We start from the raw sequence: 24435 nt of genomic DNA on the forward strand, positions 1-24435 counted from the left end.
CCGCTACCGGAGGCGCCAGGGTGCGACGGCGTGAAGCAGCGGCACCGCCGAGACCCCCATGAGCACCCCGCCGAGCACCTCGTCGCTCGGCCGCAGCAGGATGCCGCCGATGAGCAGCGCGGCGAAGAGGATCGCCGAGGTCGTGCGGCGCACGCTGCCGTCGATGACCCGCAGGCGGTGCTCGACCTCGGGGCTCCGGACGGCGAGCTCGCCGCGATCGATGCGCGTGGCGAGAGCATCCACCCGCTGGGGGAGCCGGGCGAGCGCGGACATGATCGAGACGGCCTCGCGACCGAGCGATCGAGCCGTCGCCCCGCCCCCGCCGCCGTTGAGGAGGGTGCGGGCGAAGGGGTCGACTGCGTCCCACATGTTGAAGTCGCGGTTGAGGGCGCTCGTGACGCCCGAGATGAGCGAGATCGTCCGGATCAGCAGGAGGAAGCTCTCGGGCAGCTGGAACGGCAGGGTGCGGATGACCTCGCTGAACTGACGGGCGAAGGCCTCGAGCTCGCGCGGGTCGATGCGCGTGAGCTCGGCGACGCCCATGCCGCCGAAGCGGTCGAAGAGGGCCGAGATGGCGCGCTCGAGCTCGACCGTGTCGGCCGAGGGCAGCAGCACGCCGAGGCGCTGCGTCGCCGCGACCCACCCGCGGGCGTCGCGGGCGGCGACCGCGAAGATGAACTGCCGCAGCCCGTCGCGCAGCTCGTCGTCGATCTCGCCCATCATGCCGAAGTCGATGAAGGTGAGCGCGAAGCCGCCGAGCTCGCCGCCTGCCGCGGGTGTGACGAAGATGTTGCCGGGGTGCGGGTCGGCGTGGAAGAACCCGGCGACGAAGATCTGCTCGAACGTCGCACGCGCGAGCTCGGCGGCGACGGCGTTCGGGTCGATTCCCGCGGCCTGCAGGGCGGCGACGTCGGTGATCTTGAAGGCCGTCACGTCGGAGAGCGTGAGCAGTCGGCGGGCGCTGCGCTCCCACACGACGACGGGCGTGCCGACGCGCTGGTCGTCGGCGAAGTCGGCGGCGAAGCGCTCGACGTTGATCGCCTCGTGCACGTAATCGATCTCCTCGAGGCTCGTCGTCGCGAACTCCTCGACGAGTGCGGGCGCGTCCGTGCGCCGATTGACGAGCTTCACGCGCGAGAGCCAGCGGCCGACGCGGCGCAGCGCGGCGAGGTCGACCTCGACGATCTGCTCGATGCCGGGCCGCAGCACCTTGATGACGACGTCCTCGAAGCCCAGGTCGGCGGCGATGCCCGGCGACAGGCGCGCGCGGTGCGCCTGACCGAGAGAGGCGGCCGCGATGGGCGTCGGGTCGACGAACGCGTACGCCCGATCGAGGGGGATGCCCAGCTCGCGCTCGGCCTGCGCGACGATCGCCGTGAACGGCTCGGGGGCCACCTCGTCCTGCAGCCCCTCGAGCTCGCGCGTGATCTCCGGCGGCAGTACATCGAGGCGCGATGACAGGAACTGGCCGACCTTGATCATGAGCCCGCCGAGATCGGCGGCGAGGTCGTGGAAGCGACGGGAGAGCCGCTGCAGGCGACGGATGCGCCCGCGCGCCGCGAGACGGGCGAGGCCGAACCGCGGCAGCACGAGCTCGAACCACCAGGCCTGTACGAGCGCGCGCGCCGCGAAGCGCATGATGCGCCGGTAGCGTGCCCGCAGGGCCGGATCGCGCTTGACCTCGGCGGAGAGCGATTCGTCGCCGGGTGTCGGCACCCTCCTAGCCTTCGGCGAGGAGGGCGTAGAGCTTGCGGCGCGTCTCGTCGAGGAGGGCGGCCGCGCGCTCCTTCTGCTCGCGCGAGCCCGACTGGGCGACCTGGGCGGCGGCCTGGGCGAGGCGGGCGCCGGCGCGCGGCACGGCGGCGGAGGTCTCGTCCCAGCGCGGCAGGCGCCAGTCGTGCTCGTCGCGGCGCGCGTGCTCGTGGTCGTGCTCATCGGACGCCGCGGCGGCGTGGGCGGTCGCCTCGGCGGCGGCCGCGCGGCCCGTCTCGGTGAGCGAGTAGACCGTGCGCTCGCCGTCGTTCTGCGGGTGGAGGAGGCCCTCGTCGGTGAGCTGCTGCAGCATCGGGTAGACCTGGCTCGCGCCGGGCATCCACGCCCCGCCGCTCGCGGCCGCGATCGTCTGAATGACCTGGTGGCCGTTCATCGGCTCGCGGGAGAGCGCGGAGAGCACGGCGACGCGGATGTCGCCGCGGCCCGCGGTCGAGGAGGAGCGCCCGCCGGAGCGAGGCGAGAACGCGTCGCGGAGGCCGTCGACGGCCTCGCGGAGGTCGAAGCCGGCGGAGGAGGAGCTGCGCATCGGGGTGTCCCTTCGGGAGAGGGCGGCGCGAACGGCCGCCGTGCTGCGCTCGACGCTACGCCGCATCGCTGGATGCGCGCTCACCGCCGGCCGCAAGCCCCTGCCGAGGGACCTGAGCGTCTGCCTATGCTGACGCGATGCTCTTCATCTTCGGCTCGACCCACCGCGACCGCGTCCTCGCCGACGTCCACTTCGTGTGCGAGCACTGCGGGGTCGCCGCGCCGCAGCAGATCATCGAGACCGCGACGAAGCTCTCCCTCTTCTTCGTCCCCCTCGTCACTCTCGGGCGCAAGCACGCCGTCGTGTGCGCGAACTGCGGGGCGGCCACGGTGCTGACGCGCGATCAGGCCGAGCACGGTCTCCAGTGGGCCGAGCGCAATCGTCGGATGGTCTAGCCCTCAGAGCAGGTCGGCGAGCGCCTGGATGAGCTCGTCGACCGTGTGGGTCGCGTTCGACGGGTGACGCATGGGCTGCTCGGGGTGCAGCACGTAGTGGTTGCGGCGGCCCCGGCGCTCGCGCTCGAGGTACCCGGCGGCCTGGAGATCGTTGAGGATGCTCACCGCCGACCGCGTGGAGATCGCGACCCCGGTGGCGATCTCCTGCACCGTCGCATCCGGGTTCTTCGCGACCTCGAGCAGCACGTGCGCGTGGTGCGTCAGGAACGTCCAGCCGGCCATGCGCCCATCCAACCAGGTCGCCGCCGAGGACGGGCGGGAGCGGCGACCCGCGCCGCGTCGCCTCGACGGGTGAAGTCTGCTTCATGTATTGTCGACTTCCGGTGAAGCCTGCTTCACCTATCACGGCAGCGCCGCCGCGTCCCCGCCCCGCCCCACGCCCCCGGGAGACCCATGACCCTCGACGCCGTGCTCGCCAACATCGTCAGCGCCCCCGTCCTCGCCTTCGTGCTCGGCATGCTCGCCGTCGCGGTGCGCAGCGACCTGCGGATGCCCGAGGCGCTCTCGCAGTCCATCTCGATCTACCTCCTGCTCGCGATCGGCGTGAAGGGCGGCGTCGCCCTGCGCGGCGAGACGGTGGGCGACGTCGTCGGACCGGTCGCGCTGGCCCTCGCCCTCGGCATCGTCATCCCGCTCGGCGCCTACGGCGCGCTGCGGTGGCTGTCGCGGCTCGGCCCCGTGGATCGCGGCGCGGTCGCCGCCCACTACGGCTCGACCTCTCTGGTCACCTTCACGGCGGCCCTCGTCTTCCTCGAGTCGGCGGGCACCGCGGTGCCCGGCTACGCGGCGACCCTGCTCACCGTGCTGGAGATCCCCGGCATCATCGTCGGCCTCCTCCTCGCCAACCGGCACGCCGCGCGCCACGTCGGCTGGGCGGGTGCGGTGCACGAGGTGCTCGCCGGCAAGTCGATCGTCCTCCTCGTCGGCGGTCTCCTGCTCGGGTGGGCGATCGGGGCCGAGGGCTACTCGCCCGTCGAGCCGCTGTTCGGCGACCCCTTCCGCGGCGTGCTGACGCTCTTCCTCCTCGGACTCGGCATCGAGACGGGCACGCGCCTGCGCTCGGTGCGCGCCGCGGGGCTAGGCCTCGTCGCCTTCGCCCTCGTCTTCCCGCTCGTCGCCGGAGCCCTCGGCGTCGTCGCGGGTGCGCTCATCGGCATGCCGGCGGGGGGCTCGGCGATCCTCGGCGTGCTGTGCGCGAGCGCCTCCTACATCGCCGCGCCGGCCGCGGTTCGCTACTCGCTGCCGGAGGCGAACCCGGCGATCCCGCTCGCGGCGAGCCTGGGCGTGACCTTCCCGTTCAACCTCGTCGTGGGCATCCCGCTGCTGGCCCAGCTCGCCGCGGCGCTCGCGTGACGGCGCCCGCTCAGTCGGCCAGCAGCTGGGCGATGCGGTGCTCGATGAGCTCCTTGAGCACGAGCGACGTCGCAGTGCGGCGGATGCCCGGGCACCGCAGGATCTGCTGGCCCACCTCGTAGAGGTGGTCGGCATCGCGCGCGACGACCTGGATGAGCAGGTCGTTGACGCCCGACATCGCGACGCACTCGATGATCTCGGGGATCTCGCGCAGCGCGACCATCGCGTCGTCGAAGCGGTGCTGGTCGACCTCGGCCGTCACCATCGCGCGGACGGCGTAGCCGAGCGACTCGGGGTGGGCCGTGATCGAGTGCGGGCGCAGGGTGCGGCCGTCGAAGAGCTGGCCGATGCGGTTCTGCACCGTCCCGCGCGCGAGGCCGAGGGAGTCGGCGAGCCAGCCGACCGTCGCGCGCGGATCGCGGTCGAGAGCGGCGAGGATGCGCCGGCTCGACCGATCCAGGAGTCTGGGCGAATTGACCATGCTGCGCTCACTGTACGCGCTCGCGCTGGTCGAATCGACCAGTTCTTCGGGCGGGTCTGGCGAAACTGGCGCGTTGGGCGTTGACTCACTGGTCATGATGCGCACCGGTGCGCGAGCGGCGATCCCGCGCGTGCCCCGGATCGATCCCGCCCACGACCGCACCGATCACTCTGGAGTCATCATGCCGACCGCCCCCCTGCCCGAGTTCACCCACGAGCGCGTCTCGACCGTGCGCGGCGAGCGCTCGGGCCTCGCGATCACCGTCGCCCTGCACTCCTCGGCGATCGGCCCCGCGCTCGGCGGCTGCCGCATGTGGCGCTACCCGCAGTGGATCGACGGCGTCGCCGACGCCATGCGCCTCGCCTCGGCCATGACGATGAAGAACGCGCTCGCCGACATCGGCGCCGGCGGCGGCAAGTCGGTCATCGCGCTCGGCCCCGACGACGTCGTCGATGACGAGCGCCGCCGCGCAGCACTGCTCGACCTCGGCGAACTCATCGAGACCTACGACGGCCGCTACCGCACCGCGGAGGACGTCGGCACGACCGAGCACGACATGCTCGTCGTGCGCGAGCGCACCGAGCACGTCGTGGGCCTGCCCGCCGCCAACGGCGGAGCGGGGGAGCCCGCGGAGGGCACGGCCCTCGGCGTGTTCGTCTCGATCGAGCGCGTGATCGAGGAGCTCTTCGACTCGGGCTCGCTCGTCGGCCGCTCGTTCGTGATCTCCGGTCTGGGGCAGGTGGGTTCGCGCCTCGCCGAGCGCCTCGCCCGTGCGGGCGCGCAGCTGTTCGTCACCGACATCGCCGACTCGAAGCGCGGGCTCGCGGCGGACCTCGGCGCGACGTGGATCGACGTCGACGCAGCCCTCACGACCCCGGCCGACGTGTTCGTGCCCGCCGGCCTCGGCGGGGTCCTGACTCCCGCGTCGATCGCGACGCTTCCCGTGCGCGCCGTCGTCGGCCCGGCCAACAACCCCCTCGCCTACCGGTCGGGAGCCGAGCACCTCGCGGCCCGCGGCATCCTGTACGCCCCCGACTTCGTCGTCAACGCCGGCGGCGTGATCCACCTCGCCCTCACCGGTGACGGCGCCTCGCCCGCGGCGATCGACGCGCGACTGCGCGGCATCGGCGACACGCTCTCCGAGATCCTCTGCGCGGCTCGGGCGAAGGGCGTGACGCCGCTCGCCGCGGCGGAGGCGCTCGCGGTCGAGCGCGTCGAGCGGGCGCGGGCGGCGTCCTCGCTCGCAGCGCTCGCCGGCTGACCGGCGCTCGGTCGGGCCGTCAGCGCGCGGTCAGCACCTCGAGTGCCATGCCGGGGCACGCGCCACGGTCGAAGCCCTCGAGCGCGGCGCCCCGGATCGAGTCGCCCGTCTCGCGCCGTGCGCTCGTCGACAGGAGCACGCGGCCGACGCCGTTGACGATCGAGATGTCGTCGCCGAAGGCGCGCAGCCGGGGCAGGAGGTCGCGCTCGACCTGGTCGATGAGGAGGTCGAGACCCGCGACGCCGACGAACTCGCCGTCGAGGTCGACGGGGGCGGCGACGGTGATGGTGTACTCGTCGCTGCAGAGGTAGTCGACGTAGGGGCCGGCGACGTGCGGCTCGCGGCTCGCCTGCGGCACGCGGTACCACTCGAGCTCGCTGTAGTCGATGAGCTCCTTGTTGACCGACTGCGAGGCGAGCACGAGCTTCGCGTGGTCGGCGCCCTGCCACCAGGCGAGGTGGCTGCGCGCGTCGGCCAGCCAGTCGAGAGCGGCGATGAACCCTGCGCCGTACACGGGCAGGTCGAGCGAGTCGAAGGTGCGGCGAGCGTAGGGCTCGACGAGGTCGTCGAGCACCTCGGTCGTCACGGCGCCGCGCCCGCCCGCGTCGCGCAGAGCGGCGGCGAGCTCGCCCGTCCAGGAGGACAGCGAGTCGATCGCGCGGCCGAAGTACTCGGTGACGAGCGCGACGGGGTCGGGGGCCGTCCGGTCTGCGGCGGCGGGGGTGGCTGAGGTCACGGGGCGGTCCTCTCGGCGGGGCTCGCGGACGGGGACTCGCGCAGGTCGATGAGCCAGTCGACGCAGCGGTGGATCTTGGCGCGGATGATCGCCCCGGCTCGCACCTCGTCGCCCTCGGCGACGGCGTCGAGCAGGGCGAGGAGGTCGGTGCGATTGGAGAGCCGGGCATCCGCGTCGGTGTCGACGAGCGCGAAGAACGGCGAGAGCTCGCCCTGCAGGCGCATCTGCTCGCGCGTCAGGCGCGCCGACTGGCTGAGTGCTGCGAGCTCGATCTGCGTGTCGTCGGTCGCGCGCCGCCACGCGGCGAGGTCGTCGTCGCGCACGCGGTCGAGGCGCGCGCGGATCGCCGCGATCTCGCTCGGGTCGGCACGACGGGCGGCGAGCTCGACGCACGCGACCGTGATCGCGAGGTAGTGGGCCGCGAGGTCGCGCAGGGCGACGCGCGAGGTCTCGGCGAGCGTGCGGAGCGCGAACGCGGCGGGGTCGGCGTCGTCGCTCACGAAGCTGCCGCCGTTGCGGCCGCGGCGAGTGACGATGAGTCCGCGCTCGCGAAGAGCGAGGAGAGCCTCGCGAGCGGTGGCGGGCGCGACGCCGAACGAGCGCGCGAGGTCGGTCTCGGCGGGCAGGCGCTCGCCCGAGGGCAGGACGCCGCCGATGATCGCGTCGGCGATGCGCCGCTCGACGAGGGCGGCGCGCCCCTCGTCGCCGATCGGCTGGAACACCGCGCGGTGCAGTCGCGTCGGCCGGCCGGATCGGGGGGCGGGGGTCACCCGGTCATTCTCCGCCTTCGCGCCCATCGGCGCCGTCGGCGCGCGGTCCGGATGCGCGGCGTGCGCGAGGGAGTGCTCGAGCATGCACCCCTCCTCCTCGCGTCCGGCGCGACCGGACCGACACGAGACCGTTACGTCCTTGCAACATTACCTATGAAACCATATGTTTATAGTTATCACCTCGGTCCACCGATGCACCAGGAGCCGCCGCCCATGGCAGACACCGCCGCCACCCCTCACGCCGTCGAGCTGCGCGGCGTCAGCAAGCGATTCGGCGACACGACCGCCGTCGCCGAGCTCGACCTCGCCGTCCGCTCGGGCGAGTTCTTCTCCATGCTCGGCCCGTCGGGCTCGGGCAAGACCACCGTGCTGCGCATGATCGCCGGCTTCGAGGAGGTCACGAGCGGGAGCATCCTGCTCGACGGCGACGACGTCACGCGCTCCGCGCCCTTCGACCGGGCCGTCAACACGGTCTTCCAGGACTACGCTCTCTTCCCGCACATGACGATCGCGCAGAACGTCGCGTACGGCCTCACCGTGCGGAAGACCCCGAAGGCCGAGACGCAGCAGCGCGTCGCCGAGGCCCTCGAGCAGGTGCGGCTCGGCTACGCGGCCGACCGCCTGCCCCACCAGCTCTCCGGCGGCCAGCGCCAGCGCATCGCTCTCGCTCGCGCTCTCATCCTGCGCCCGCGCGTCCTGCTGCTCGACGAGCCGCTCGGCGCCCTCGACAAGCAGCTGCGCGAGCAGATGCAGATCGAGCTCAAGCAGATCCAGCGCGAGGTCGGCATCACCTTCATCTTCGTCACGCACGACCAGGAGGAGGCGCTCACCCTGAGCGACCGCATCGCGGTCTTCAACCAGGGCCGCGTCGAGCAGGTCGGCACACCGCGCGAGGTCTACGAGTTCCCGCAGACGGCGTTCGTCGCCGGCTTCCTCGGGGTCTCGAACCTCATCGCGCCCGACCTCGCCGAACGGCTCACGGGCGAGTCCCGCGCCTTCACCGTGCGCCCCGAGCGGGTGCGCATCGCCCCCGCCGATGCGGCCCCCGCGGCGCACGAGACCAGCGTCCTCGGAACGATTTCCGAGCTCGTCTACACCGGCCCCGCGACGCGCTACATCGTCGAGGGCGAGCACGGCCTCCGCGTCATCGCCGAGCGCCACAACGACCACGCGCCGAACGACACGGCGCCGTGGTCGCGCGGCGATCGCGTGCGCGTCGTCTGGGCGACGGAGCACGCGGCCGTCGTGCCCTGATGCGGATGCTCGAGCTCGCGCCGACCGCGCGCCGAGCATCCGCCCCCGATCGCGTCACCGCACCACCCGCAACATCCGACCCACCCCCATGCATCACCCACCGAGAGAAACAGAGGAGAACCATGAAGAAGCGTTATCGCGCGCTCCCCGCCATGGCAGCAGCAGCGGCGCTGGTGCTCGCGGGCTGCGCAGCCGACGCCGGCTCGAACGGCGCCGGCGAGCTCACGTTCGACGTGCCCGACGTCCCCACCCTCGACGAGAAGGGCGACTACGAGGACGCGGTCGACATCATCGCCTGGTCGGGCTTCGTCGAGCCCGAGTGGGCCGACGCGTTCACCGACGAGACAGGCTGCGTCGTGAACCGTCGCGTCGCCGGCACCTCTGACGAGATGGTGCAGCTCATGCGCACGGGCGACTACGACCTCGTGTCGGCCTCGGGCGACGCGAGTCTGCGCCTCATCGTCGGCGGAGACGTCGCCCCGATCAACACCGAGCTCATCCCGAACTTCTCCGACGACATCGTCGAGGGCATGAAGGGCCAGCTCTACGACACGATCAACGGCAAGGTCTACGGGATCCCGATCGGCCGCGGCGCGAACATCCTGCAGTACAACACGGAGGTCGTCACCGAGGAGCCCACGAGCTGGGACATCGTGTGGGAGGCCGACAGCCCCTACGCCGGCCAGATCACCGCGTACGACGCGCCGATCTACATCGCCGACGCGGCGGTCTACCTGATGTACCACGAGCCCGAGCTCGGCATCGAGAACCCGTACGCGCTCGACGAGGAGCAGCTCGCCGCGGCGATCGAGCTCCTGCAGCAGCAGAACGACCTCGTCTCGGAGTACTGGAGCGACCCCGTCGCCCAGATCACGTCGTTCGCGGGCGGCACGACCGTCGCCGGCACGTCGTGGGAGATCCTGCGCAAGCTCGCCGCCGACGACAGGCTCCAGGGCACGCTGCCCGTCGAGGGCTCGACCGGCTGGTCGGACGCCTGGATGATCTCCGCCGAGTCGGACGCCCCGAACTGCGCCTACGAGTGGATGAACTACACGAGCTCGGCCGAGGTCAACGGCAAGATCGCGATGAACTTCGGAATGGCGCCCGCCAACGGCGCGTTCTGCGAGCTCAACGACGAGGCCGCCGCCCACTGCGAGGAGTTCAACGCCCTCAACGAGGAGTACTTCGAGAACGTCTGGTACTGGACGACCCCGATCGAGCAGTGCCTCGACGGGCGCACGGACGTCACGTGCACCTCGTTCCAGGAGTGGACCGACGCCTGGGTGTCGGTCAAGGGCTAGAGCCCAGACACCGCTCCGGGGCGGAGCCGAACCACGGCGCCGCCCCGGAGCATCCCCTCATCGCTCCTCAGCCCGCCCGCCCCGCAACCGAAGGACGCTCGTGACGTCGACCGCCACCAAGCCCGTCTCGACGCTGCTGTACCGCAGCCGTCGACTGCGGCTCGGCTCGCTCCTGACCCTGCCGCTCGTGTGGCTCGTCGGGCTGTACATCGCCTCGCTCGCGCTGCTGCTCGCGACGGCCTTCTGGCGCGTCGACCCGTTCACCTCGAAGGTGACACCGGCGTTCCAGTTCGACGCCTTCGAGCAGCTGCTCTCGAACCAGGCCTACCTCTCCACCTCGCTGCGCACGCTCGGCATCGCGCTCACCGTCACGGTCGTGAGTGCGGCGTTCGCCATCCCGCTCGGGATCTACATGGCGAAGATCGCCTCGCCGTGGATGCGCGCCTTCCTCGCCGTCGCCATCACCCTCCCGCTGTGGGCCGGCTACCTCGTCAAGATCCTCGCGATGCGCGTGACGTTCACCGAGGAGGGCTTCTTCAACTCCTTCTTCGGGGTCTTCGGCATCTCGGGCCCCGGCTTCAGCCAGACCACGGTCGTGCTCACCCTGACGTACCTGTGGTTCCCGTACATGGCTCTGCCCGTCTACACGGCGATCCGGCAGATCCCCGTCAACCTGTTCGACGCGAGCGCCGATCTCGGCGCGCGGGGCTGGACGACCATCCGCACCGTCGTCCTGCCGCTCCTCGCCCCGGCCCTCATCGCCGGCTCGGTCTTCACGTTCTCGCTGAGTCTCGGCGACTACATCGCCGCCGAGCTCGTGGGCGGGCGCACGCAGATGATCGGCTCGGTCATCGCCAACAACATCAACCTCAACCCGCCCGTCGCCGCGGCGTTCGCCCTCGTGCCGATCGCGTTCGTCGTGGTGTACCTGCTCGGCACGCGCCGCACCGGCGCCCTCGAGCGGATGTAGGGAAGGCCGCTCATGCTCAGACTCACTCGCGGGGCACGCATCGCGCTCGGCGCCGTCGTCGGCATCGTGCTCGTGTTCATGTACGTGCCGCTCATGCTCGTCATCGTCAACTCGTTCAACGCCGCGCGCATCCCGAGCTGGCCGATCGAGGAGTTCTCCCTCCGCTGGTGGGAGGCCGCGTTCGCCAACCAGGCGCTCTGGACGGCCGTCGGCAACTCGGTCATCGTCGGCCTCGGTGCGATGGTCATCGCCCTGCTGCTCGGCACGCTCTCGGCCTTCGCCTTGCAGCGCTTCGAATTCTTCGGGAAGCAGACGGTCAACCTGCTCATCGTGCTGCCGATCGCCCTGCCGGGCGTCGTCACCGGTGTCGCCTTCAGCAACACCTACAACAACGTGCTGGAGCCGATCGGGATCCAGCTCGGCTACTTCGGGATGATCGTCGCCCACGCGACCTTCTGCATCGTCATGGTGTTCAACAACGTCTTCGCCCGCCTGCGCCGCATGAGCCCGAGCATGCAGGAGGCCTCGATGGACCTCGGCGCGAGCCTCTGGCAGACCTTCCGGCTCGTGACCTTCCCGCAGTTCCGGACGGCGTTCGTCGCGGGAGCGCTCCTCGCCTTCGCGCTGAGCTTCGACGAGCTCGTCGTGACGATCTTCACCGCGCCGGCCGGCGTCGACACCCTGCCGCTGTGGATCTTCAACCAGATGTCGCGCCCCAACGAGGCGACGCAGGTCAACGTCATCGCGACGGTGCTCATCCTGCTGTCGTTCATCCCCGTCTACGTCTCGCAGCGCCTCACCCGGGCACAGGAGGACGAGCGGTAGAAGGATGCTCGGCGCGGGTCGCGGCCCGGGCTCGAGCATCCGCTCACGCGCGTCAGCGCCCCTGCCCCTCGTGTCGCGGTGGGGGGCGGTCGCGAGGGGCGGGTGGCGCGAGTCGTGGTGGGCGGCCTGGGCTGGCCGATCGTGCGCTGCAGGCGTCTATCGGGCAGTTGTTGCGCTCCTCTCGGTGGGAGGCCGCAACAAGTGCCCGATGGACGCGGTTCTGTGCGCGAACCCGCCAGCCGTCGAATGCTCTGCCCGCATCAGCGGGTCAGCGCACCCTCGGGCAGCGACAGCTCGCGCTCGACGACGCGCGCGATGAGTGCGAGCCCCGAGCCGGTCGGACCGTAGTCGACGAGCTCGTGCGCGTTGAGCCCGTCGACCATTGCGAGCACGTGCGCCGCGACGCGGTCGAGTTCGCGCACGTGCATCGACGCGGGCGCGGCGGCCCGCAGCGCGTCGACGATCGCGGAGTGCCAGGCCGTCATTTGCTCGCGCACCGCCTCGGCGAGCACGGATGACCGGCGCGCGATGCTCCACGCGTCGACCCACACCCCCGTGACGTCGTCGCGGCTGCCGTCGAGCAGAGTCGCGAGCAGCGCCTGCAGCCGGGCGTTCGGATCGCGCACGGCGATCGCGTGAGCGCGCACCTCGGCGAGCTCGGCCCCGACGATCGACGTGAAGGTGTCGGCGACGAGGCGCTCCATGCTGGGGGCGTAGTGCGCGACGAGGCTCGAGGCGACTCCGGCCCGCGCCGCGACGGCGCGCAGCGTGAGGGCGTGCAGGCCCTCCTCGAGCGCGAGGCCCTCGGCAGCCGTTGCCAGCTGGGCGGCGCGATCGGCGGGGGAGGTGCGAGAAGCGCGAGGCCGAGCATCCGCGATCGCCGCAGCGGCGCCCGGCGTGACCCGGCCGACAGCGACGCCCGGCGAGACCCGGCCGTCGACCTCGCCCGCTGTTGACATGCCCGCCCCCGCCTCGGTAGTTTTCGAGCAGTCTAGATATTGATCGCGTGATCAACAAGAGGCCGGCGATGACGGCCCCGCCCACGACGAGGAGCCGACGATGGCCTGGCGCATGCCCGCAGAGACGGCACCCCACGAGCGCATCTGGATGGCGTTCCCGCGCGAGGGCGAGGTCATGGGCGACAGCTCGGCCGCGCGCGAGTCGACCTACGCCGCCTGGACGGCCGTCGCCCACGCGATCCTGCCGTTCGAGCCCGTCACGATGGTCGTCGACCCGAGCGAGCGCGAGCGCGCCCGCCGCATGCTGAGCGCCGACATCGACATCATCGAGGCCCCGCTCGACGACTTCTGGATGCGCGACTTCGGCCCCACCTTCGTCATCGACGACGTGACCGGCGAGCTCGGCGGCGTCGACTGGATCTTCAACGCCTGGGGCCAGGGCGCCGACTGCGAGAACGACGCGCTCATCGCCGCACGCATCCTCGACGAGCTGGGAGTGACTCGTGTGTCGAGCCTGCTCGTCAACGAGGGCGGCGGCATCCACGTTGACGGCGAGGGCACCGTGCTCGTGACCGAGACCGTGCAGCTCGACCCCGACCGCAACCCGTGGGCCACGAAGGAGCGCGTCGAGGCCGAGCTCGCCCGCACCCTCGGCGTCGAGAAGGCCATCTGGCTTCCGCGTGGCCTGACGCGCGACTACGACGAGCTCGGCACCCGCGGGCACGTCGACATCGTCGCGACCTTCGCGAGCCCGGGCCGCGTGCTCGTGCACGCGCAGCACGACCCCGCGCACCCCGACCACGCCGTCATGCCGGTCATCCACGACACCCTGCGCGCCGCGACCGACGCGCGCGGCCGCACCCTCGAGCTCATCGAGCTGCCCGCCCCCGCGCAGCTGCGCGACGACGAGGGCTTCGTCGACTACAGCTACGTCAATCACCTCGTCGTCAACGGCGGCATCATCGCGTGCGGCTTCGGCGACGATGCGGCGGATGCTCACGCTCGCGCCGTTCTGGCCGACGCGTACGGCCGCGAGGTCGTGACGGTCGATGCGCGCGAGATCTTCGCGCGCGGCGGGGGGATCCACTGCATCACGCAGCAGCAGCCGCGAGCCGGACTCGCGACGCTCGGACTCGCGACGGCGACGGGGGAGGGCGACCGGTGACGGGCATCCCGCTCGTCGAGGCGTCGATCGGCGAGCTGCGGCGCGCGCTCGACGAGGGCCGCACGACCGCGGTCGAGCTCGTCGAGGGCTACCTCGATCGCATCGCCGCCTACGACGCCGGAGGCCCGCACCTGAACGCCTTCGTCGTGATGAACCCCGAGGCGCTCGACGAGGCGCGCGCGAGCGACGAGCGTCGCGCGCGCGGCGAGGTGCTGAGCCCGCTCGACGGCATCCCGTACGGGGCGAAGGACAGTTACATGGTCCGGGGGCTCACCGTCGCGAGCGGCTCGCCCGCCTTCGCCGACCTCGTCGCCCAGCGCGACGCGTTCACGATCGACCGCTTGCGCGCCGGGGGAGCGATCTGCCTCGGCCTCACCAACATGCCCCCGATGGCGAACGGCGGCATGCAGCGCGGCCTCTACGGCCGCGCCGAGAGCCCGTACAACCCCGACTACCTGACCGCGCCGTTCGGCTCGGGCTCGTCGAACGGCTCGGGCACCGCGGCGGGCGCGAGCCTGTGCGCGTTCGCGCTCGCGGAGGAGACCTGGTCGAGCGGTCGCGGCCCCGCGTCGAACAACGGCCTGTGCTGCTACACGCCGAGCCGCGGCGTCATCTCGGTGCGCGGCAACTGGCCCCTCGTGCCGACCATGGACGTCGTCGTGCCCTACGCGCGCTCGATGGACGACCTGCTGCTCGTGCTCGACCAGATCGTGGCGGACGACCTCGAGGCGCGCGGCGACTTCTGGCGCGTGCAGCCGTGGGTGAGCATCCCCGCGGCCTCGACCGTGCGCCCTCTCTCGTATGCCGCCCTCGGCACGTCGGCAGCGCGCGCGACCGCGCTGCGCGGCGCGCGGGTCGGTGTGCCGCGCATGTACATCGGCGCCGAGCCCGACTCGGACGACCCGATCGAGACTCGCGCGACCGTGATCGCGCAGTGGGAGAAGGCCCGCCGCGATCTCGAGGCCGCCGGCGCCGAGGTCGTCGAGGTCGACTTCCCCGTCGTCACGAACTACGAGAGCCGCGGTCGCACGCCCGACCGCTCGCTGCCCGCCCGCGGCCTCGTGCCCGAGGGCTTCGCCGACTCCGAGCTGTGGGAGCTCTCGATGTGGGGCTGGGAGGAGTTCCTCCAGGCGAACGGCGACCCGCGCCTGCAGCACCTCGTCGACGTCGAGCCCGAGCTCATCTTCCCGGCCCCGCCAGGGTCGCTCCCCGGACGCTACGACGACCACCTGAGCCGCTTCGCCCCGGAGGATGTGCCGCTCGAGGAGTACGTCCATCGCGCTCGCCGACACGGCGTGCCGGCACTCGCGGACATCCCGCACATCGAGGCGGGGCTGCACGGTCTCGAGGAGGCGCGCCGCATCGACCTCGAGGCCTGGATGGACGACCTCGGCCTCGACGCCGTCGTGTTCCCCGCGGTCGCCGACGTGGGCCCGGCCGATGCCGACGTGAACCCCGCGAGCGCCGAGCTCGCGTGGCGCAACGGCACGTGGGTCGCGAACGGCAATCTGGTGCCGCGCCACCTGGGGATCCCGTGCGTGCAGGTCGGCATGGGCCTCACGACCGACATCGGGATGCCCGTGGGGCTCACCTTCGCCGGTCGCGCCTACGACGACGCCCGGCTCCTCGCCCTCGCCGCCGGGTTCGAGGCGTCGGCGAACCGCGAGGGCTCCGCGCTCGGGTCGACGCGCGTCCCGGCGCCGCGCACGCCGGAGCTGTGATCCGATCCGACTCTTGACCTTCCCTCGCCCGGGGTTCATGCTGGCGGCACCATGAGCGACGTCGATGACTATCTCGCGCGGTTCCCGGCCGACGTCCAGACCATCCTGCGCGGCATCCGGAGCGCCATCCGCAGCGCCGCCCCGACGGGCGAGGAGCGCATCCGGTACGGGATGCCCGCCGTCGAGCTCGAGAGCGGCTACTGGCTGCACTTCGCCGGGTGGAAGAACCACGTCGGCATCTACCCGGTGCCGCGCGGCGACGAGGCCTTCGAGGCCGCGATCGCGGAGTACCGGTCGGCGAAGGACACCGTCAACCTGCTCTACTCGAAGCCCATCCCGTTCGAGCTCGTGACGCGCATCGCCGAGCACGCGGCACGGCACTCCGCGGTGCATGCGCGTCCTGCCCACGCAACCCCCGCGCGCGGCTGAATCGTCTTCAGTAGGGTCGCCCCATGAACCTCTTCTCGAAGAAGGCCGAATCCGGCCCCGCAGACGCCGATCTCGGCGACGCGGCCGACGCGTACTCCGCCGCCGCGAGCGACGCGCGACCCTCCTCGTCCTCCTCCTCGGAGGACGCCGCGATCTCCTGGCGCGACGACCGCGTCGGCGCGAGCGCGCGCGGTGAGAACCCCATGGTCATGCTCGAGCTCTCGAGCGGCTGGGCGGTCATCGGCGACACGCAGTTCCTCCCCGGCTACTCGCTGCTCATCAGCAAGCACCGGGACGCGGAGATGCTCAGCCAGCTCACGCGCGAGCAGCGACTGCAGTTCCTGGCCGATCTCGACCTCCTCGCGATCGCGGTCGAGCGCGCGTGCATCGAGAAGGATCCTGCCTTCCGCCGCGTCAACATCGAGATCCTCGGCAACACCGACGCCTACGTCCACGCCCACGTCTTCCCCCGCTACGAGTGGGAGGGCCCGAAGGCCGAGCGCCCCGTCTGGGACTACCGCGAGACGCACTGGACGGACGAGCTCCACGCCTACAAGCCCGGGCATCAGCCGCTGCGCGATGCGATCACGGCGCAGCTCCGCGAGCTCTCGGGGATCAAGGAGGAGCCCGAGGGCCCTCTCGCGCAGCCGCACGAGATCGAGCTCGAGGGCCCCGTGAGCACCGAGCCTGAATCGGCGCCCGAGTCGGCGCCCGAGCCGACGACCGCGCCGGCGCCCGCGCCGAGCGACGACGTCGAGCAGAAGCAGCGGCCCGAGCCCGCCCCTACCGCTGGATGACCGGCGCGCCCCAGCCGTCGTAATCGCCCCGGCGCACCTCGACGACGGCGAAGACCTCCTCGACCATCGCGTCGGCGGTCTCGATGTCGACGGTCGACTGCTTGGTCGCGCGCAGCGTCGCGCGGAACAGCATGCGGCGCGTGACGGCGACCTCGTAGCCGAGCGCCTCGAGGTCGCGCGCGGCGGAGCGGGCGTCCTTGATGGCGGCGAAATTGGCGAAGTGCTCGACCTCGCGCGGCAGGTCGACATCGTCGCGCATCTTGATGCGCTGGCTGAACTGCTCGACGTTCGAGGTCAGGTGCGGCCGGATGTCTCCCACGGCGGTCGAGCATAGACCCGACCGGGCGCGCCCGCGAAGCCGACGCGGATCGCTCAGGACTCGCGAAAACTGAGGATTCATGTTCTTATGACTCCAAGACGCGCGCGCTCCCCATCCACGGTCTCCACAACGCCTGGGATCTCGGCGGCCTCCCGCTCGACGACGCCGACCGCGACACGGTGCGCGGTCGCGTCTACCGGTCGCCTCGCCTGGACGCCCTCGACGACGAGGGGTGGGATGCCCTGCTCGAGGCCGGCGTGCGCACGATCGTCGATCTGCGCAACGACGACGAGGTCGCTCGCATCGGCGTCCCGGCCGGCATCACGGTGCACCGCGCCCCGATCGAGGATCAGGGCGACGTCGAGTTCATGGCCCGCTACGGCGAGCACCTGAACTCGCCGCGGTACTACCCGGAGGTGCTGCGCCGCTGGCCGCACCTCGTCATAAGTGCGCTGCGCCCGGTCGCCGAGGCGCCCGCGGACGGCGCCGTGCTCATCCACTGCGCGGGCGGCCGCGACCGCACGGGTCTCATCGCCGCGATGCTGCTCCAGCTCGCGGGCGTCATGCGCGCCGGCATCGTCAACGATTACTGGCTCGCGGTCATCGCGGCGAACTTCCACCTGCGCGAGAACCCCCGCCCGCACGACCCGTGGCGGTCGAACCGCGAGCTCGGGCCGTGGCTAGACCGGGTGACGGGCGAGCTCCACCTCTTCCTCGACGCGTTCGACGCCGAGGCCTGGCTGCGCGATCACGGCGCCGCCGATCTCGTCGAGCCCCTCCGCACGCGACTCCGCGACGAATGGCACCCTGACGCGGGTATCGAGTTCTCCTCGCGCTCCGCCTAGCCTTCTCTCTGGGGAGGTGTGCATGACCCGAACGCGCGCGCGCGACGAGGCGCGTCATCGCGCCCTCACGGGCGACGACAGCCGTGCGGCGTCCGACGCCCTGCTCGACGGTCTGCGCGAGCGGCGATTCGGGCCCGCCGCGTGGGGTCGGTTCGCGGCCGACACGACGGCCCGCAGCATCCTCGAGGCGCGCAAGCGGCCGCGCGCGGTCGTCGAGGCGACCGCCGTGCACGCGGCGATGGCGGCCCTCGCGCACCCGCGGGGCCGAGCGTGGGTGCTCACGAGCTGGCTCATGACGGTCACCCACCTGGGGATGCTCGAGGAGCGCCGCACGATGGGCGCCCCCAATCTGCTCACCATCGCGCGCGCGAACCTGCCCGCGGCCTCCGCCCGGCTCGGCGGCGCCATCCCGGTGCTCGCGCTCGCGACCGACTTCGTCGACGGCAAGCTCGCGCGCGGCACCGGCACGGTCACGCGCTTCGGAACGCAAGGCGACTACCTCTCCGACACTGTGCTCTGGACGTGGTTCGTCCTCAAGCACGAGCCGAGCACCGCGTGGCGCGTCATCACCTTCGCCGCGTGGGCCGCCCCCGTGGCCGCGCTCGCCGCGGTCAGCTTCGCGCGCGGCGGCGTCGTCGACCTGCCGCGCTCGGCGTGGGTCCGCCCCGCGGCCGTCGTCGAGGTCATCATCGGAGCGCGCGCGATCGGCCGGCTCGTGAGCAGGCGGCGGGATGCCCGGCTCGAGCGCGCGGAGGTCGCGGCATGAGCGCGCCGCTGCCGTACCGGCCGCTCGATGCCGAGCTCGCGACCGACCGCTTGAGCCTCACCCCGTTCCAGCCGGAGGACGCCGTCGCGTACGCCGCCATCTGGACGGCGCGCGGCGGCGAGCCCGCGACGGCCGCGCAGGTCCTCGATCGCGTTCCCGCCCTCGAGCACCAGCTCGCCGATCACCGGCTCGGGCTCCGGATGCTGCGGCTCGCGGGGGAGCGGTGGCCCGTCGGCTACGTCGCCCTCATCCCGGGGCGGGCGACCGTCGACGAGCCGGAGCTCGTCTCGGAGCTGCTTCCCGCCGTTCACGGCCACGGGCTCGCGACCGAGGCGGCCCGCGCGCTCGCCGACGCCGCCTGGCGAACCGGCCGCGCGCGGCTGTGGACGACGATCGCGGCGAGCAACGCCGCGTCTCTCCGGGTCGCCGCGAAGGTCGGCTTCATCGCCCAGCACGTCACGCACGACGAGCGGGGCGAGGTCGTCTGGAGCGCTCTCGAGCGCCCCGTACAGTAGCGGCGTGACCCCGGCCCCGCCGCACGACCCCGACGCTCTGACCGCCGCCCTCGAGATCCTCGAGTGCCCGCTCTGCCGCGAGGCACTCGAGCGCGTCGACGGCGGAGTCGGCTGCGAGGCGGGCCACCATTTCGATGTCGCGCGGCAGGGCTACGCGAGCATGCGCGGCGGCGCCTCGACCGCGACGGGCGACACGGTCGCGATGGTCGAGGCGCGCGAGCGGGTGCAGGCCTCGGGCGCGCACGACGGCATCGTCGCGGCGATCGTCGACGCCGTGCCGGAGGGCGCCCGCTGGATCGTGGATCTCGGCGGCGGCACCGGCTGGCACGCCGCCCGGGTCCTCGACGCGCGACCCGGCCTGCGCGGTGTCGTCCTCGACGCCTCGGTGCCCGCCCTGCGACGCGCGGCCCGCGCCCACGAGCGCCTCGCCGCCGTCGCGAGCGACGTGTGGCGGGGCATCCCGGTGCAGGACGCGAGCGTCGACGTCGCGCTCCGGGTCTTCGCGCCGGGCGGCGGCGAGCGCGGTGCGGCGGAGCTCGAGCGGATCCTCGCCCCGGGCGCGCGCGTCGTGATCGTCGTGCCCGAGGCCGACCATCACCGCGAGCTCGTCGACACCCTCGGGCTCCTGCGCGTGCCGGCCGGCAAGGCGGAGGAGGCCGCGGCGAGCATCCCGGGCGCCCGCGTGCTCTCGACGACGCGGGTGAGCGCCGTGCACGAGCTCGGCCGCGACGAGGTGCTCGACCTCGTGATGATGGGGCCGAACGCGTTCCACCACGAGCGCGCGGCGCTCGCCGACCGCCTCGCCGAGCGGCCCGCGCCCGTCGCCGTGACGATCGCCGTGAGCGTCGTCGTGCTCGAGGTCGACTGAGGCCCGAGCCGACCCCGCTGGGCCCGCTCCGCCGCCGCGCCTGATTTGCCGCCGAACGGTGCGCAATCCCGGGAGACTGCCCGCACCGCGCGTAGGGTGTCCGCGTGTGGCGTGCCGACCGATACGACGATCCCGATGTCGCTGACGACGACGCTCCCGCGACCGCCGCAGCCGGCGGGACGAGCGCGAGCGCGCTCACGATCGGGGATCCGACGGTGAGCGTCGGGAACATCGCGACCCCCGTCTGGGAGCGCTGGCGCGACGAGCTCGCGGGCCTCGGAGGCCGTTCGCCGCTGCTGCACTTCGACGACTCCGACCGCACGCGGATCGAGCTCGGCACGAGCCACCCCGGCGGGCTGGCCCGCTTCATCGCCGGCAGCCCGACCCTCCTGAGCAACCTCGTGCGCGACGACATCGCGCTGCGCCGGGCGCGGTTCGCCGCCGAGCGCATCGCCGACAAGGGCCTCGAGCTCGCGAGCGTGCGCGGCATCGACGCCGTCGCCCTCGGCATCGGCATGGTCGCGTGGCACCACGACGGCACCGATTACCGCGCGCCGCTCCTGCTGCGCCCGCTGCGGCTGCGCCGTCGGGGCAGGGATGTCGAGCTCACCCTCCGCGGCGACGTCGCCGTGAACCCCGCCCTGGTCCGCGCCCTCTCGCAGCAGTTCTCGCTGCACCTCGACACGCACGCCTTCGTCGCGCTGACCGACGACGAGGGCACGTTCAAGCCGAACCCGCCCCTCGACCGGCTCCGCGGGCTGACCGCGCACCTCGACGGGTTCACGATCGCCCCGCGTCTGGTCGTGAGCACGTTCGCGGAGATCGGCGCCCCGATGGCGGCCGACGCGCACGACCTCGCGCATCCCGTGCTCGACGCCCTCGCGGGCAACCAGAGCGCCCGCTGGGCCGTGCGCGAGAGCACGACGCCCGTCGAGCTCGTCCACGCCGACAAGCGGCCGCCCGAGACCGACCTCCTGCTGCTCGACGCCGACGCCGAGCAGGAGCAGGTGATCGCGAGCATCGCGGCCGGCAACTCGCTCGTCGTGAAGACCCTGCCGGGCACGGGCGGCACGCAGACGGTCGTCAACGCCGTCGGCGCCCTCGTCGCGCAGAACAAGCGCGTGCTCGTCGTGAGCCCGCGCCGCGCGAGCGTGCGATCGGTCGCGAGCCGCTTCGCCGAGATCGGGCTGCCCGGCCTCGCCGTCACGGCGCGGTCGCTGCGGCGCGACGTCATCCGCGCGATCTCGCGCAACGAGAAGGCCTCGCGCCCCCAGGTCGCCGACGTCAATGAGGCGCTCGCCCGCCTGCGCGGCGTGCTCGTCGACTACCGCGAGGCGCTCGCGCGGCCCGACGCCGCCCTCGGCATCAGCGTCTACGACTGCGTGACCGAGCTCAGCCGGCTCGCCCTCCTGCCGACGCCGCCGACCACGCGCGCGCGCCTCAGCCGTCAGGCCGTCGAGCTCCTCGCGCGGGATCGCGCCCACGCGAGCTCGGTCATGGTCCAGGCCGCGGAGCTCGGGCAGTTCAAGTACGGCCCCGACGACTCGCCCTGGTACGGCGCCCGCTTCGCGACGGGCGAGGAGGCCGAGCGCGCCCACGAGCGCGCGAAGCGCCTCCACCACGAGCTGCTGCCGCGCCTGCTCGAGCGCGCCAACGCGCTCGTCGGCTCGACCCACATGCGCCCGTTCGAGTCGGTCGCCGAGCTCGGCATCTACCTGCGCCTGCTCATCGACATCCGCGACACGCTCGACAAGTTCCAACCGTCCGTGTTCGACCGGTCGCTCAGCGAGCTCATCGCCGCGACGGCGCCGCGCCGCGAGGGCTCGTCGATGCCGGCCGCGACGCGTCGCCGCCTCAAGTCGCTCGCGAAGGAGTACCTGCGCCCCGGCGTCCACGTGAGCGACCTGCACGAGGCGCTCACGCGCATCCAGCAGCAGCGCGTGCTGTGGCAGCGCTTCGTGCCCGTCGGCATCACGCCGCAGGTGCCGGTCGGCATCGCGGACGTCCATCACGCCTTCCAGCAGGTCGAGCAGGATCTCGATGCGCTGGATGCCCCGCTCGGCCACGAGTCGAAGCCCCAGCTGCTCCGCCAGCGCCGCGTCGCCGACCTCGTCGAGCTCGTGGCCTCGCTCGCCGCCGAGAGCGACGTGCTCAACAACCTGCAGGAGCGCACCGAGCTGCTGCGCGAGATGGAGCGCTGGGAGGTCGGTCCGCTGCTGAGCGACCTGTCGGCGCGCCACGTGCCGCACGACCAGGTCGCCGCCGAGCTCGAGCTCGCGTGGTGGCGTTCGGCGCTCGACGCCCTGCTGCAGAGCGACCGCGCGCTCCTCGGCGCCGACACCGCCGTGCTCGACCGGCTCGAGGCCGACTTCCGCCTCGTCGACGAGGCGCACGCCGCGGGAACCGCCTCCCTCCTGGGGTGGCAGCTCGCCGAGAACTGGTCGATCGGCATCACCGACTGGCCCGACGAGGCGGCCGCGCTCAAGGCGCTGCTCAAGGCGGGCATGCTCACCTCCGGCGACCTGCAGAAGTGCGCGCCGCACCTCAGTCGGCCGATCGCCCCTGTGTGGCTCGCCTCCCCGTACGACGTGCACCGCATCAGCGACGACATCCCCTTCGACGCGGTGTTCCTGCTCGACGCGGGCGCCGTGACGATCCCCGAGGTCGCGGGGGCCATCCGCCGCGCCCGCCAGGTCGTCGCCGTCGGCGACCCGGTGACGCAGAGCCCCTCGCCGTTCACCGTCGCGCTCGACGCCGACGAGCCCCAGGTCGAATCCGACGTGGATGCCCGGCACGCCGCCTCGGCCCTCTTCCAGCTCGCCGAGCTCCTGCCGTCGATGTCGCTCACGCGCTCGTACCGCGCGGGCGGCGAGGATCTCGCCGAGCTCGTCAACCGCCGCTTCTACGCCGGCCGCATCGACTCGCTGCCGTGGGCGGGGTCCTTCCTCGGCCACCCCTCGATCGCGGTCGACCACCTCGCCGACGGCGTCGGGATGCCCGACGACGAGTCGGGCGCGGTCGAGAGCGTCGACGTCGAGGTCGAGCGCGTCGTCGACCTCGTGCTCGAGCACGCGACCGCTCGGCCGCACGAGTCGCTCATGGTCATCACCGCGAGCGCGAAGCATGCGTCGCGCGTCCACGCCGCCGTGCTCGAGGCGATCGGCACGCGCCCCGACCTCCACGACTTCGTGCTCGGCGATCGCCCCGAGCCCTTCGCCGTCCTCACGATCGAGCAGGCGGTGGCGCAGAGCCGCGACCGCGTCATCTTCTCGATCGGCTTCGGCCGCACGCCGCACGGCCGCGTGCTGAGCGAGTTCGGCGCGCTCGGCCGCCCGGGCGGCGACCGCCTGCTCGCGGTCGCGATGACGCGCGCCCGCCGGTTCGTGCGCATCGTGAGCTGCGTCCGCGCGGAGGACCTCGACGACGACCGCATGTCGCACGGCGCCCGCGCCCTCGCCGACCTGCTCGCCGACATCGAGGCCCGCCGGTCGCGCATCGAGTTGCCCGACGACAGCGACCCGATGCTCATCGACCTCGCCCGTCGGCTCGAGGCGCGCGGCCTGCGCGTGTCGCTCGGGCACCGGGGCAAGTTCCGTCTCGTGGCGAGCCGCGGCGGCTACTGCATCGCGGTCGACACCGACGCCTCGCTCATGGACATGAGCCTGCGCGAATCGCTGCGCCTGCGCCCCGACCTGCTGCGGCGACTCGGCTGGCACTACGCGCGCGTGCACGTCTTCGAGCTCTTCAGCCAGCCCGACGCGGTCGCCGACCGCATCGCGGCGATGGCCGGAGCCAGTGCAGGCTCCACGGGCCGCCCGTCGGCGGCGACCGAAGCCGCCGCGGCCCGGCACCGGGCCGCGCTCACCGAGACGCAGCCGATCGACGCGCTGCCGCCGATGCCGCAGTAGGGCTGCGCCGCACGAGAGATGGACGATCACCGCAGCGCCGACGCGCCCGACGGAATCCCTGCCGACGACTCGCTCCCCGAGGACCGGTCAGCGACGGGAGCGCGAGCGCGCGATTCGGAGCAGGCGGCTGACGAGAGCTCGCGCGACGCCGAGCCGACGCGCACTCCGATGCGCCGCCCGCGGCAGCGCAGGCGTGCGACGACCCCGCCCCCGCCCGGCTCCGACCCGAGCCCGATCGCCGAACCCGAGCGCCACCGGGTCGACGAGAACGACGCGCGGCTGACGGCCGAGAAGCCGCCGCACTACTGAGCGGCGCGGGGCGACCGCGACTCGCGGGTTCGTCGAGCATCAGGCGGCCGTGACGCGGTCATGCCGACCGTCGATCGGTCACTCGTTGCGGGCGGCCGCGCGGGCGGCGGCGATGACTGACCGATAGAC

General features: G+C 72.7%; 25 protein-coding genes. 17 read left to right on the forward strand and 8 right to left on the reverse strand.

The window, feature by feature from the left end; translation table 11 throughout:
- Window positions 1–3: 3 nt before the first annotated feature.
- Together Q7T15_RS03055 and Q7T15_RS03060 are read right to left on the reverse strand one after the other, a co-directional pair.
- Complete coding sequence (locus tag Q7T15_RS03055) at window positions 4–1638, reverse strand: AarF/ABC1/UbiB kinase family protein (RefSeq protein ID WP_304693196.1); 1635 nt, start codon at window positions 1636–1638, stop codon at window positions 4–6.
- Window positions 1639–1720: 82 nt separating this feature from the next.
- A complete protein-coding gene (locus tag Q7T15_RS03060) occupies window positions 1721–2299 on the reverse strand; it encodes a PadR family transcriptional regulator (RefSeq protein WP_304693152.1) in 579 nt (192 codons plus the stop codon).
- 137 nt (window positions 2300–2436) lie between these two features.
- On the opposite strand from Q7T15_RS03060, the gene Q7T15_RS03065 reads away from it, so the two are divergent.
- Complete coding sequence (locus Q7T15_RS03065; RefSeq protein WP_304693154.1) at window positions 2437–2694, forward strand: zinc-ribbon domain-containing protein; 258 nt, start codon at window positions 2437–2439, stop codon at window positions 2692–2694.
- Between the two features lie 3 nt (window positions 2695–2697).
- On the opposite strand, the gene Q7T15_RS03070 is transcribed toward Q7T15_RS03065, so the two are convergent.
- Complete coding sequence (locus tag Q7T15_RS03070) at window positions 2698–2976, reverse strand: helix-turn-helix domain-containing protein (protein WP_304693156.1); 279 nt, start codon at window positions 2974–2976, stop codon at window positions 2698–2700.
- Between the two features lie 171 nt (window positions 2977–3147).
- Here Q7T15_RS03070 and Q7T15_RS03075 point away from each other — a divergent pair, with 171 nt between their 5' ends.
- A complete protein-coding gene (locus tag Q7T15_RS03075) occupies window positions 3148–4107 on the forward strand; it encodes a sodium-dependent bicarbonate transport family permease (RefSeq protein ID WP_304693158.1) in 960 nt (319 codons plus the stop codon).
- Window positions 4108–4117: 10 nt separating this feature from the next.
- On the opposite strand, the gene Q7T15_RS03080 is transcribed toward Q7T15_RS03075, so the two are convergent.
- Window positions 4118–4588: an Lrp/AsnC family transcriptional regulator gene (locus tag Q7T15_RS03080; protein ID WP_304693160.1), complete on the reverse strand. Its 471-nt coding sequence runs from the start codon at window positions 4586–4588 to the stop codon at window positions 4118–4120.
- 178 nt (window positions 4589–4766) lie between these two features.
- Between Q7T15_RS03080 and Q7T15_RS03085 the strand changes: the two genes are divergently transcribed.
- Complete coding sequence (locus tag Q7T15_RS03085; protein ID WP_304693198.1) at window positions 4767–5849, forward strand: Glu/Leu/Phe/Val dehydrogenase dimerization domain-containing protein; 1083 nt, start codon at window positions 4767–4769, stop codon at window positions 5847–5849.
- Between the two features lie 19 nt (window positions 5850–5868).
- Here the strand turns inward: Q7T15_RS03085 and Q7T15_RS03090 are convergent, their stop codons facing one another.
- On the reverse strand, window positions 5869–6585 hold the full coding sequence (locus Q7T15_RS03090) for a cache domain-containing protein (protein ID WP_304693162.1): 717 nt from the start codon (window positions 6583–6585) through the stop codon (window positions 5869–5871).
- Complete coding sequence (locus Q7T15_RS03095) at window positions 6582–7439, reverse strand: FadR/GntR family transcriptional regulator (RefSeq protein WP_304693164.1); 858 nt, start codon at window positions 7437–7439, stop codon at window positions 6582–6584. Before Q7T15_RS03095 ends, Q7T15_RS03090 begins: the two co-directional genes overlap by 4 nt.
- Window positions 7440–7568: 129 nt before the next feature.
- On the opposite strand from Q7T15_RS03095, the gene Q7T15_RS03100 reads away from it, so the two are divergent.
- The 4 genes from Q7T15_RS03100 to Q7T15_RS03115 all read left to right on the forward strand — a co-directional run bounded on the left by Q7T15_RS03100 (window position 7569) and on the right by Q7T15_RS03115 (window position 11705).
- Window positions 7569–8609, forward strand: a complete 1041-nt coding sequence (locus Q7T15_RS03100) for an ABC transporter ATP-binding protein (RefSeq protein ID WP_304693166.1) — start codon at window positions 7569–7571, stop codon at window positions 8607–8609.
- 122 nt (window positions 8610–8731) lie between these two features.
- The gene (locus Q7T15_RS03105; RefSeq protein ID WP_304693168.1) at window positions 8732–9910 is read left to right on the forward strand and encodes an extracellular solute-binding protein; all 1179 of its coding nucleotides are present in this window, start codon (window positions 8732–8734) and stop codon (window positions 9908–9910) included.
- A 100-nt stretch (window positions 9911–10010) separates the two neighbouring features.
- A complete protein-coding gene (locus tag Q7T15_RS03110) occupies window positions 10011–10880 on the forward strand; it encodes an ABC transporter permease (RefSeq protein WP_304693170.1) in 870 nt (289 codons plus the stop codon).
- A gap of 12 nt (window positions 10881–10892) precedes the next feature.
- A complete protein-coding gene (locus Q7T15_RS03115; protein ID WP_304693172.1) occupies window positions 10893–11705 on the forward strand; it encodes an ABC transporter permease in 813 nt (270 codons plus the stop codon).
- A 260-nt stretch (window positions 11706–11965) separates the two neighbouring features.
- Here the strand turns inward: Q7T15_RS03115 and Q7T15_RS03120 are convergent, their stop codons facing one another.
- A complete protein-coding gene (locus Q7T15_RS03120; RefSeq protein ID WP_304693173.1) occupies window positions 11966–12664 on the reverse strand; it encodes a TetR family transcriptional regulator C-terminal domain-containing protein in 699 nt (232 codons plus the stop codon).
- 100 nt (window positions 12665–12764) lie between these two features.
- On the opposite strand from Q7T15_RS03120, the gene Q7T15_RS03125 reads away from it, so the two are divergent.
- Genes Q7T15_RS03125 through Q7T15_RS03140 form a run of 4 tightly spaced genes read left to right on the forward strand, consistent with a single transcriptional unit; the run spans window position 12765 to window position 16776 of the window.
- Window positions 12765–13829 (forward strand): agmatine/peptidylarginine deiminase, encoded by a 1065-nt coding sequence (locus Q7T15_RS03125; protein ID WP_304693175.1) that lies wholly within the window; start codon window positions 12765–12767, stop codon window positions 13827–13829.
- A complete protein-coding gene (locus tag Q7T15_RS03130; RefSeq protein ID WP_304693177.1) occupies window positions 13826–15550 on the forward strand; it encodes an amidase in 1725 nt (574 codons plus the stop codon). Before Q7T15_RS03125 ends, Q7T15_RS03130 begins: the two co-directional genes overlap by 4 nt.
- A 51-nt stretch (window positions 15551–15601) precedes the next feature.
- On the forward strand, window positions 15602–15979 hold the full coding sequence (locus tag Q7T15_RS03135; RefSeq protein ID WP_304693179.1) for an iron chaperone: 378 nt from the start codon (window positions 15602–15604) through the stop codon (window positions 15977–15979).
- A 23-nt stretch (window positions 15980–16002) separates the two neighbouring features.
- Complete coding sequence (locus Q7T15_RS03140; RefSeq protein WP_304693181.1) at window positions 16003–16776, forward strand: hypothetical protein; 774 nt, start codon at window positions 16003–16005, stop codon at window positions 16774–16776.
- Here the strand turns inward: Q7T15_RS03140 and Q7T15_RS03145 are convergent.
- Window positions 16763–17095, reverse strand: a complete 333-nt coding sequence (locus tag Q7T15_RS03145; protein ID WP_304693183.1) for a ribonuclease E inhibitor RraB — start codon at window positions 17093–17095, stop codon at window positions 16763–16765. The genes Q7T15_RS03140 and Q7T15_RS03145 overlap by 14 nt on opposite strands.
- 113 nt (window positions 17096–17208) lie before the next feature.
- On the opposite strand from Q7T15_RS03145, the gene Q7T15_RS03150 reads away from it, so the two are divergent.
- From Q7T15_RS03150 to Q7T15_RS03175, 6 genes are all read left to right on the forward strand, one after another.
- Window positions 17209–17940, forward strand: coding sequence for a tyrosine-protein phosphatase (locus tag Q7T15_RS03150; protein ID WP_304693200.1), 732 nt, complete (start codon window positions 17209–17211; stop codon window positions 17938–17940).
- Window positions 17941–17962: 22 nt separating this feature from the next.
- Complete coding sequence (locus tag Q7T15_RS03155; protein WP_304693185.1) at window positions 17963–18706, forward strand: CDP-alcohol phosphatidyltransferase family protein; 744 nt, start codon at window positions 17963–17965, stop codon at window positions 18704–18706.
- Window positions 18703–19221 (forward strand): GNAT family N-acetyltransferase, encoded by a 519-nt coding sequence (locus Q7T15_RS03160; protein WP_304693187.1) that lies wholly within the window; start codon window positions 18703–18705, stop codon window positions 19219–19221. The genes Q7T15_RS03155 and Q7T15_RS03160 overlap by 4 nt, the downstream gene beginning before the upstream one ends.
- A gap of 4 nt (window positions 19222–19225) precedes the next feature.
- Entirely contained in the window at window positions 19226–20089 is an 864-nt protein-coding gene (locus Q7T15_RS03165) for a putative RNA methyltransferase (RefSeq protein WP_304693189.1), read from the forward strand.
- Window positions 20090–20193: 104 nt separating this feature from the next.
- Window positions 20194–23997: a DEAD/DEAH box helicase gene (locus Q7T15_RS03170; protein ID WP_370689084.1), complete on the forward strand. Its 3804-nt coding sequence runs from the start codon at window positions 20194–20196 to the stop codon at window positions 23995–23997.
- A gap of 18 nt (window positions 23998–24015) precedes the next feature.
- Entirely contained in the window at window positions 24016–24306 is a 291-nt protein-coding gene (locus tag Q7T15_RS03175; protein WP_304693191.1) for a hypothetical protein, read from the forward strand.
- Window positions 24307–24435: the final 129 nt, after the last annotated feature.

Source organism: Microcella sp. (assembly GCF_030645145.1).
Taxonomy (GTDB): Bacteria; Actinomycetota; Actinomycetes; order Actinomycetales; family Microbacteriaceae; genus Microcella.

Bases quoted from the DNA above. Each gene is read 5' to 3' on its own strand.
- Q7T15_RS03055 (WP_304693196.1), bottom strand. From the start codon at position 1,638: ATGCGCTTCGCGGCGCGCGCGCTCGTACAGGCCTGGTGGTTCGAGCTC.
- Q7T15_RS03060 (WP_304693152.1), bottom strand. From the start codon at position 2,299: ATGCGCAGCTCCTCCTCCGCCGGCTTCGACCTCCGCGAGGCCGTCGAC.
- Q7T15_RS03065 (WP_304693154.1), top strand. From the start codon at position 2,437: ATGCTCTTCATCTTCGGCTCGACCCACCGCGACCGCGTCCTCGCCGAC.
- Q7T15_RS03070 (WP_304693156.1), bottom strand. From the start codon at position 2,976: ATGGCCGGCTGGACGTTCCTGACGCACCACGCGCACGTGCTGCTCGAG.
- Q7T15_RS03075 (WP_304693158.1), top strand. From the start codon at position 3,148: ATGACCCTCGACGCCGTGCTCGCCAACATCGTCAGCGCCCCCGTCCTC.
- Q7T15_RS03080 (WP_304693160.1), bottom strand. From the start codon at position 4,588: ATGGTCAATTCGCCCAGACTCCTGGATCGGTCGAGCCGGCGCATCCTC.
- Q7T15_RS03095 (WP_304693164.1), bottom strand. From the start codon at position 7,439: ATGCTCGAGCACTCCCTCGCGCACGCCGCGCATCCGGACCGCGCGCCG.
- Q7T15_RS03100 (WP_304693166.1), top strand. From the start codon at position 7,569: ATGGCAGACACCGCCGCCACCCCTCACGCCGTCGAGCTGCGCGGCGTC.
- Q7T15_RS03105 (WP_304693168.1), top strand. From the start codon at position 8,732: ATGAAGAAGCGTTATCGCGCGCTCCCCGCCATGGCAGCAGCAGCGGCG.
- Q7T15_RS03115 (WP_304693172.1), top strand. From the start codon at position 10,893: ATGCTCAGACTCACTCGCGGGGCACGCATCGCGCTCGGCGCCGTCGTC.
- Q7T15_RS03120 (WP_304693173.1), bottom strand. From the start codon at position 12,664: ATGTCAACAGCGGGCGAGGTCGACGGCCGGGTCTCGCCGGGCGTCGCT.
- Q7T15_RS03125 (WP_304693175.1), top strand. From the start codon at position 12,765: ATGGCCTGGCGCATGCCCGCAGAGACGGCACCCCACGAGCGCATCTGG.
- Q7T15_RS03135 (WP_304693179.1), top strand. From the start codon at position 15,602: ATGAGCGACGTCGATGACTATCTCGCGCGGTTCCCGGCCGACGTCCAG.
- Q7T15_RS03140 (WP_304693181.1), top strand. From the start codon at position 16,003: ATGAACCTCTTCTCGAAGAAGGCCGAATCCGGCCCCGCAGACGCCGAT.
- Q7T15_RS03155 (WP_304693185.1), top strand. From the start codon at position 17,963: ATGACCCGAACGCGCGCGCGCGACGAGGCGCGTCATCGCGCCCTCACG.
- Q7T15_RS03160 (WP_304693187.1), top strand. From the start codon at position 18,703: ATGAGCGCGCCGCTGCCGTACCGGCCGCTCGATGCCGAGCTCGCGACC.
- Q7T15_RS03175 (WP_304693191.1), top strand. From the start codon at position 24,016: ATGGACGATCACCGCAGCGCCGACGCGCCCGACGGAATCCCTGCCGAC.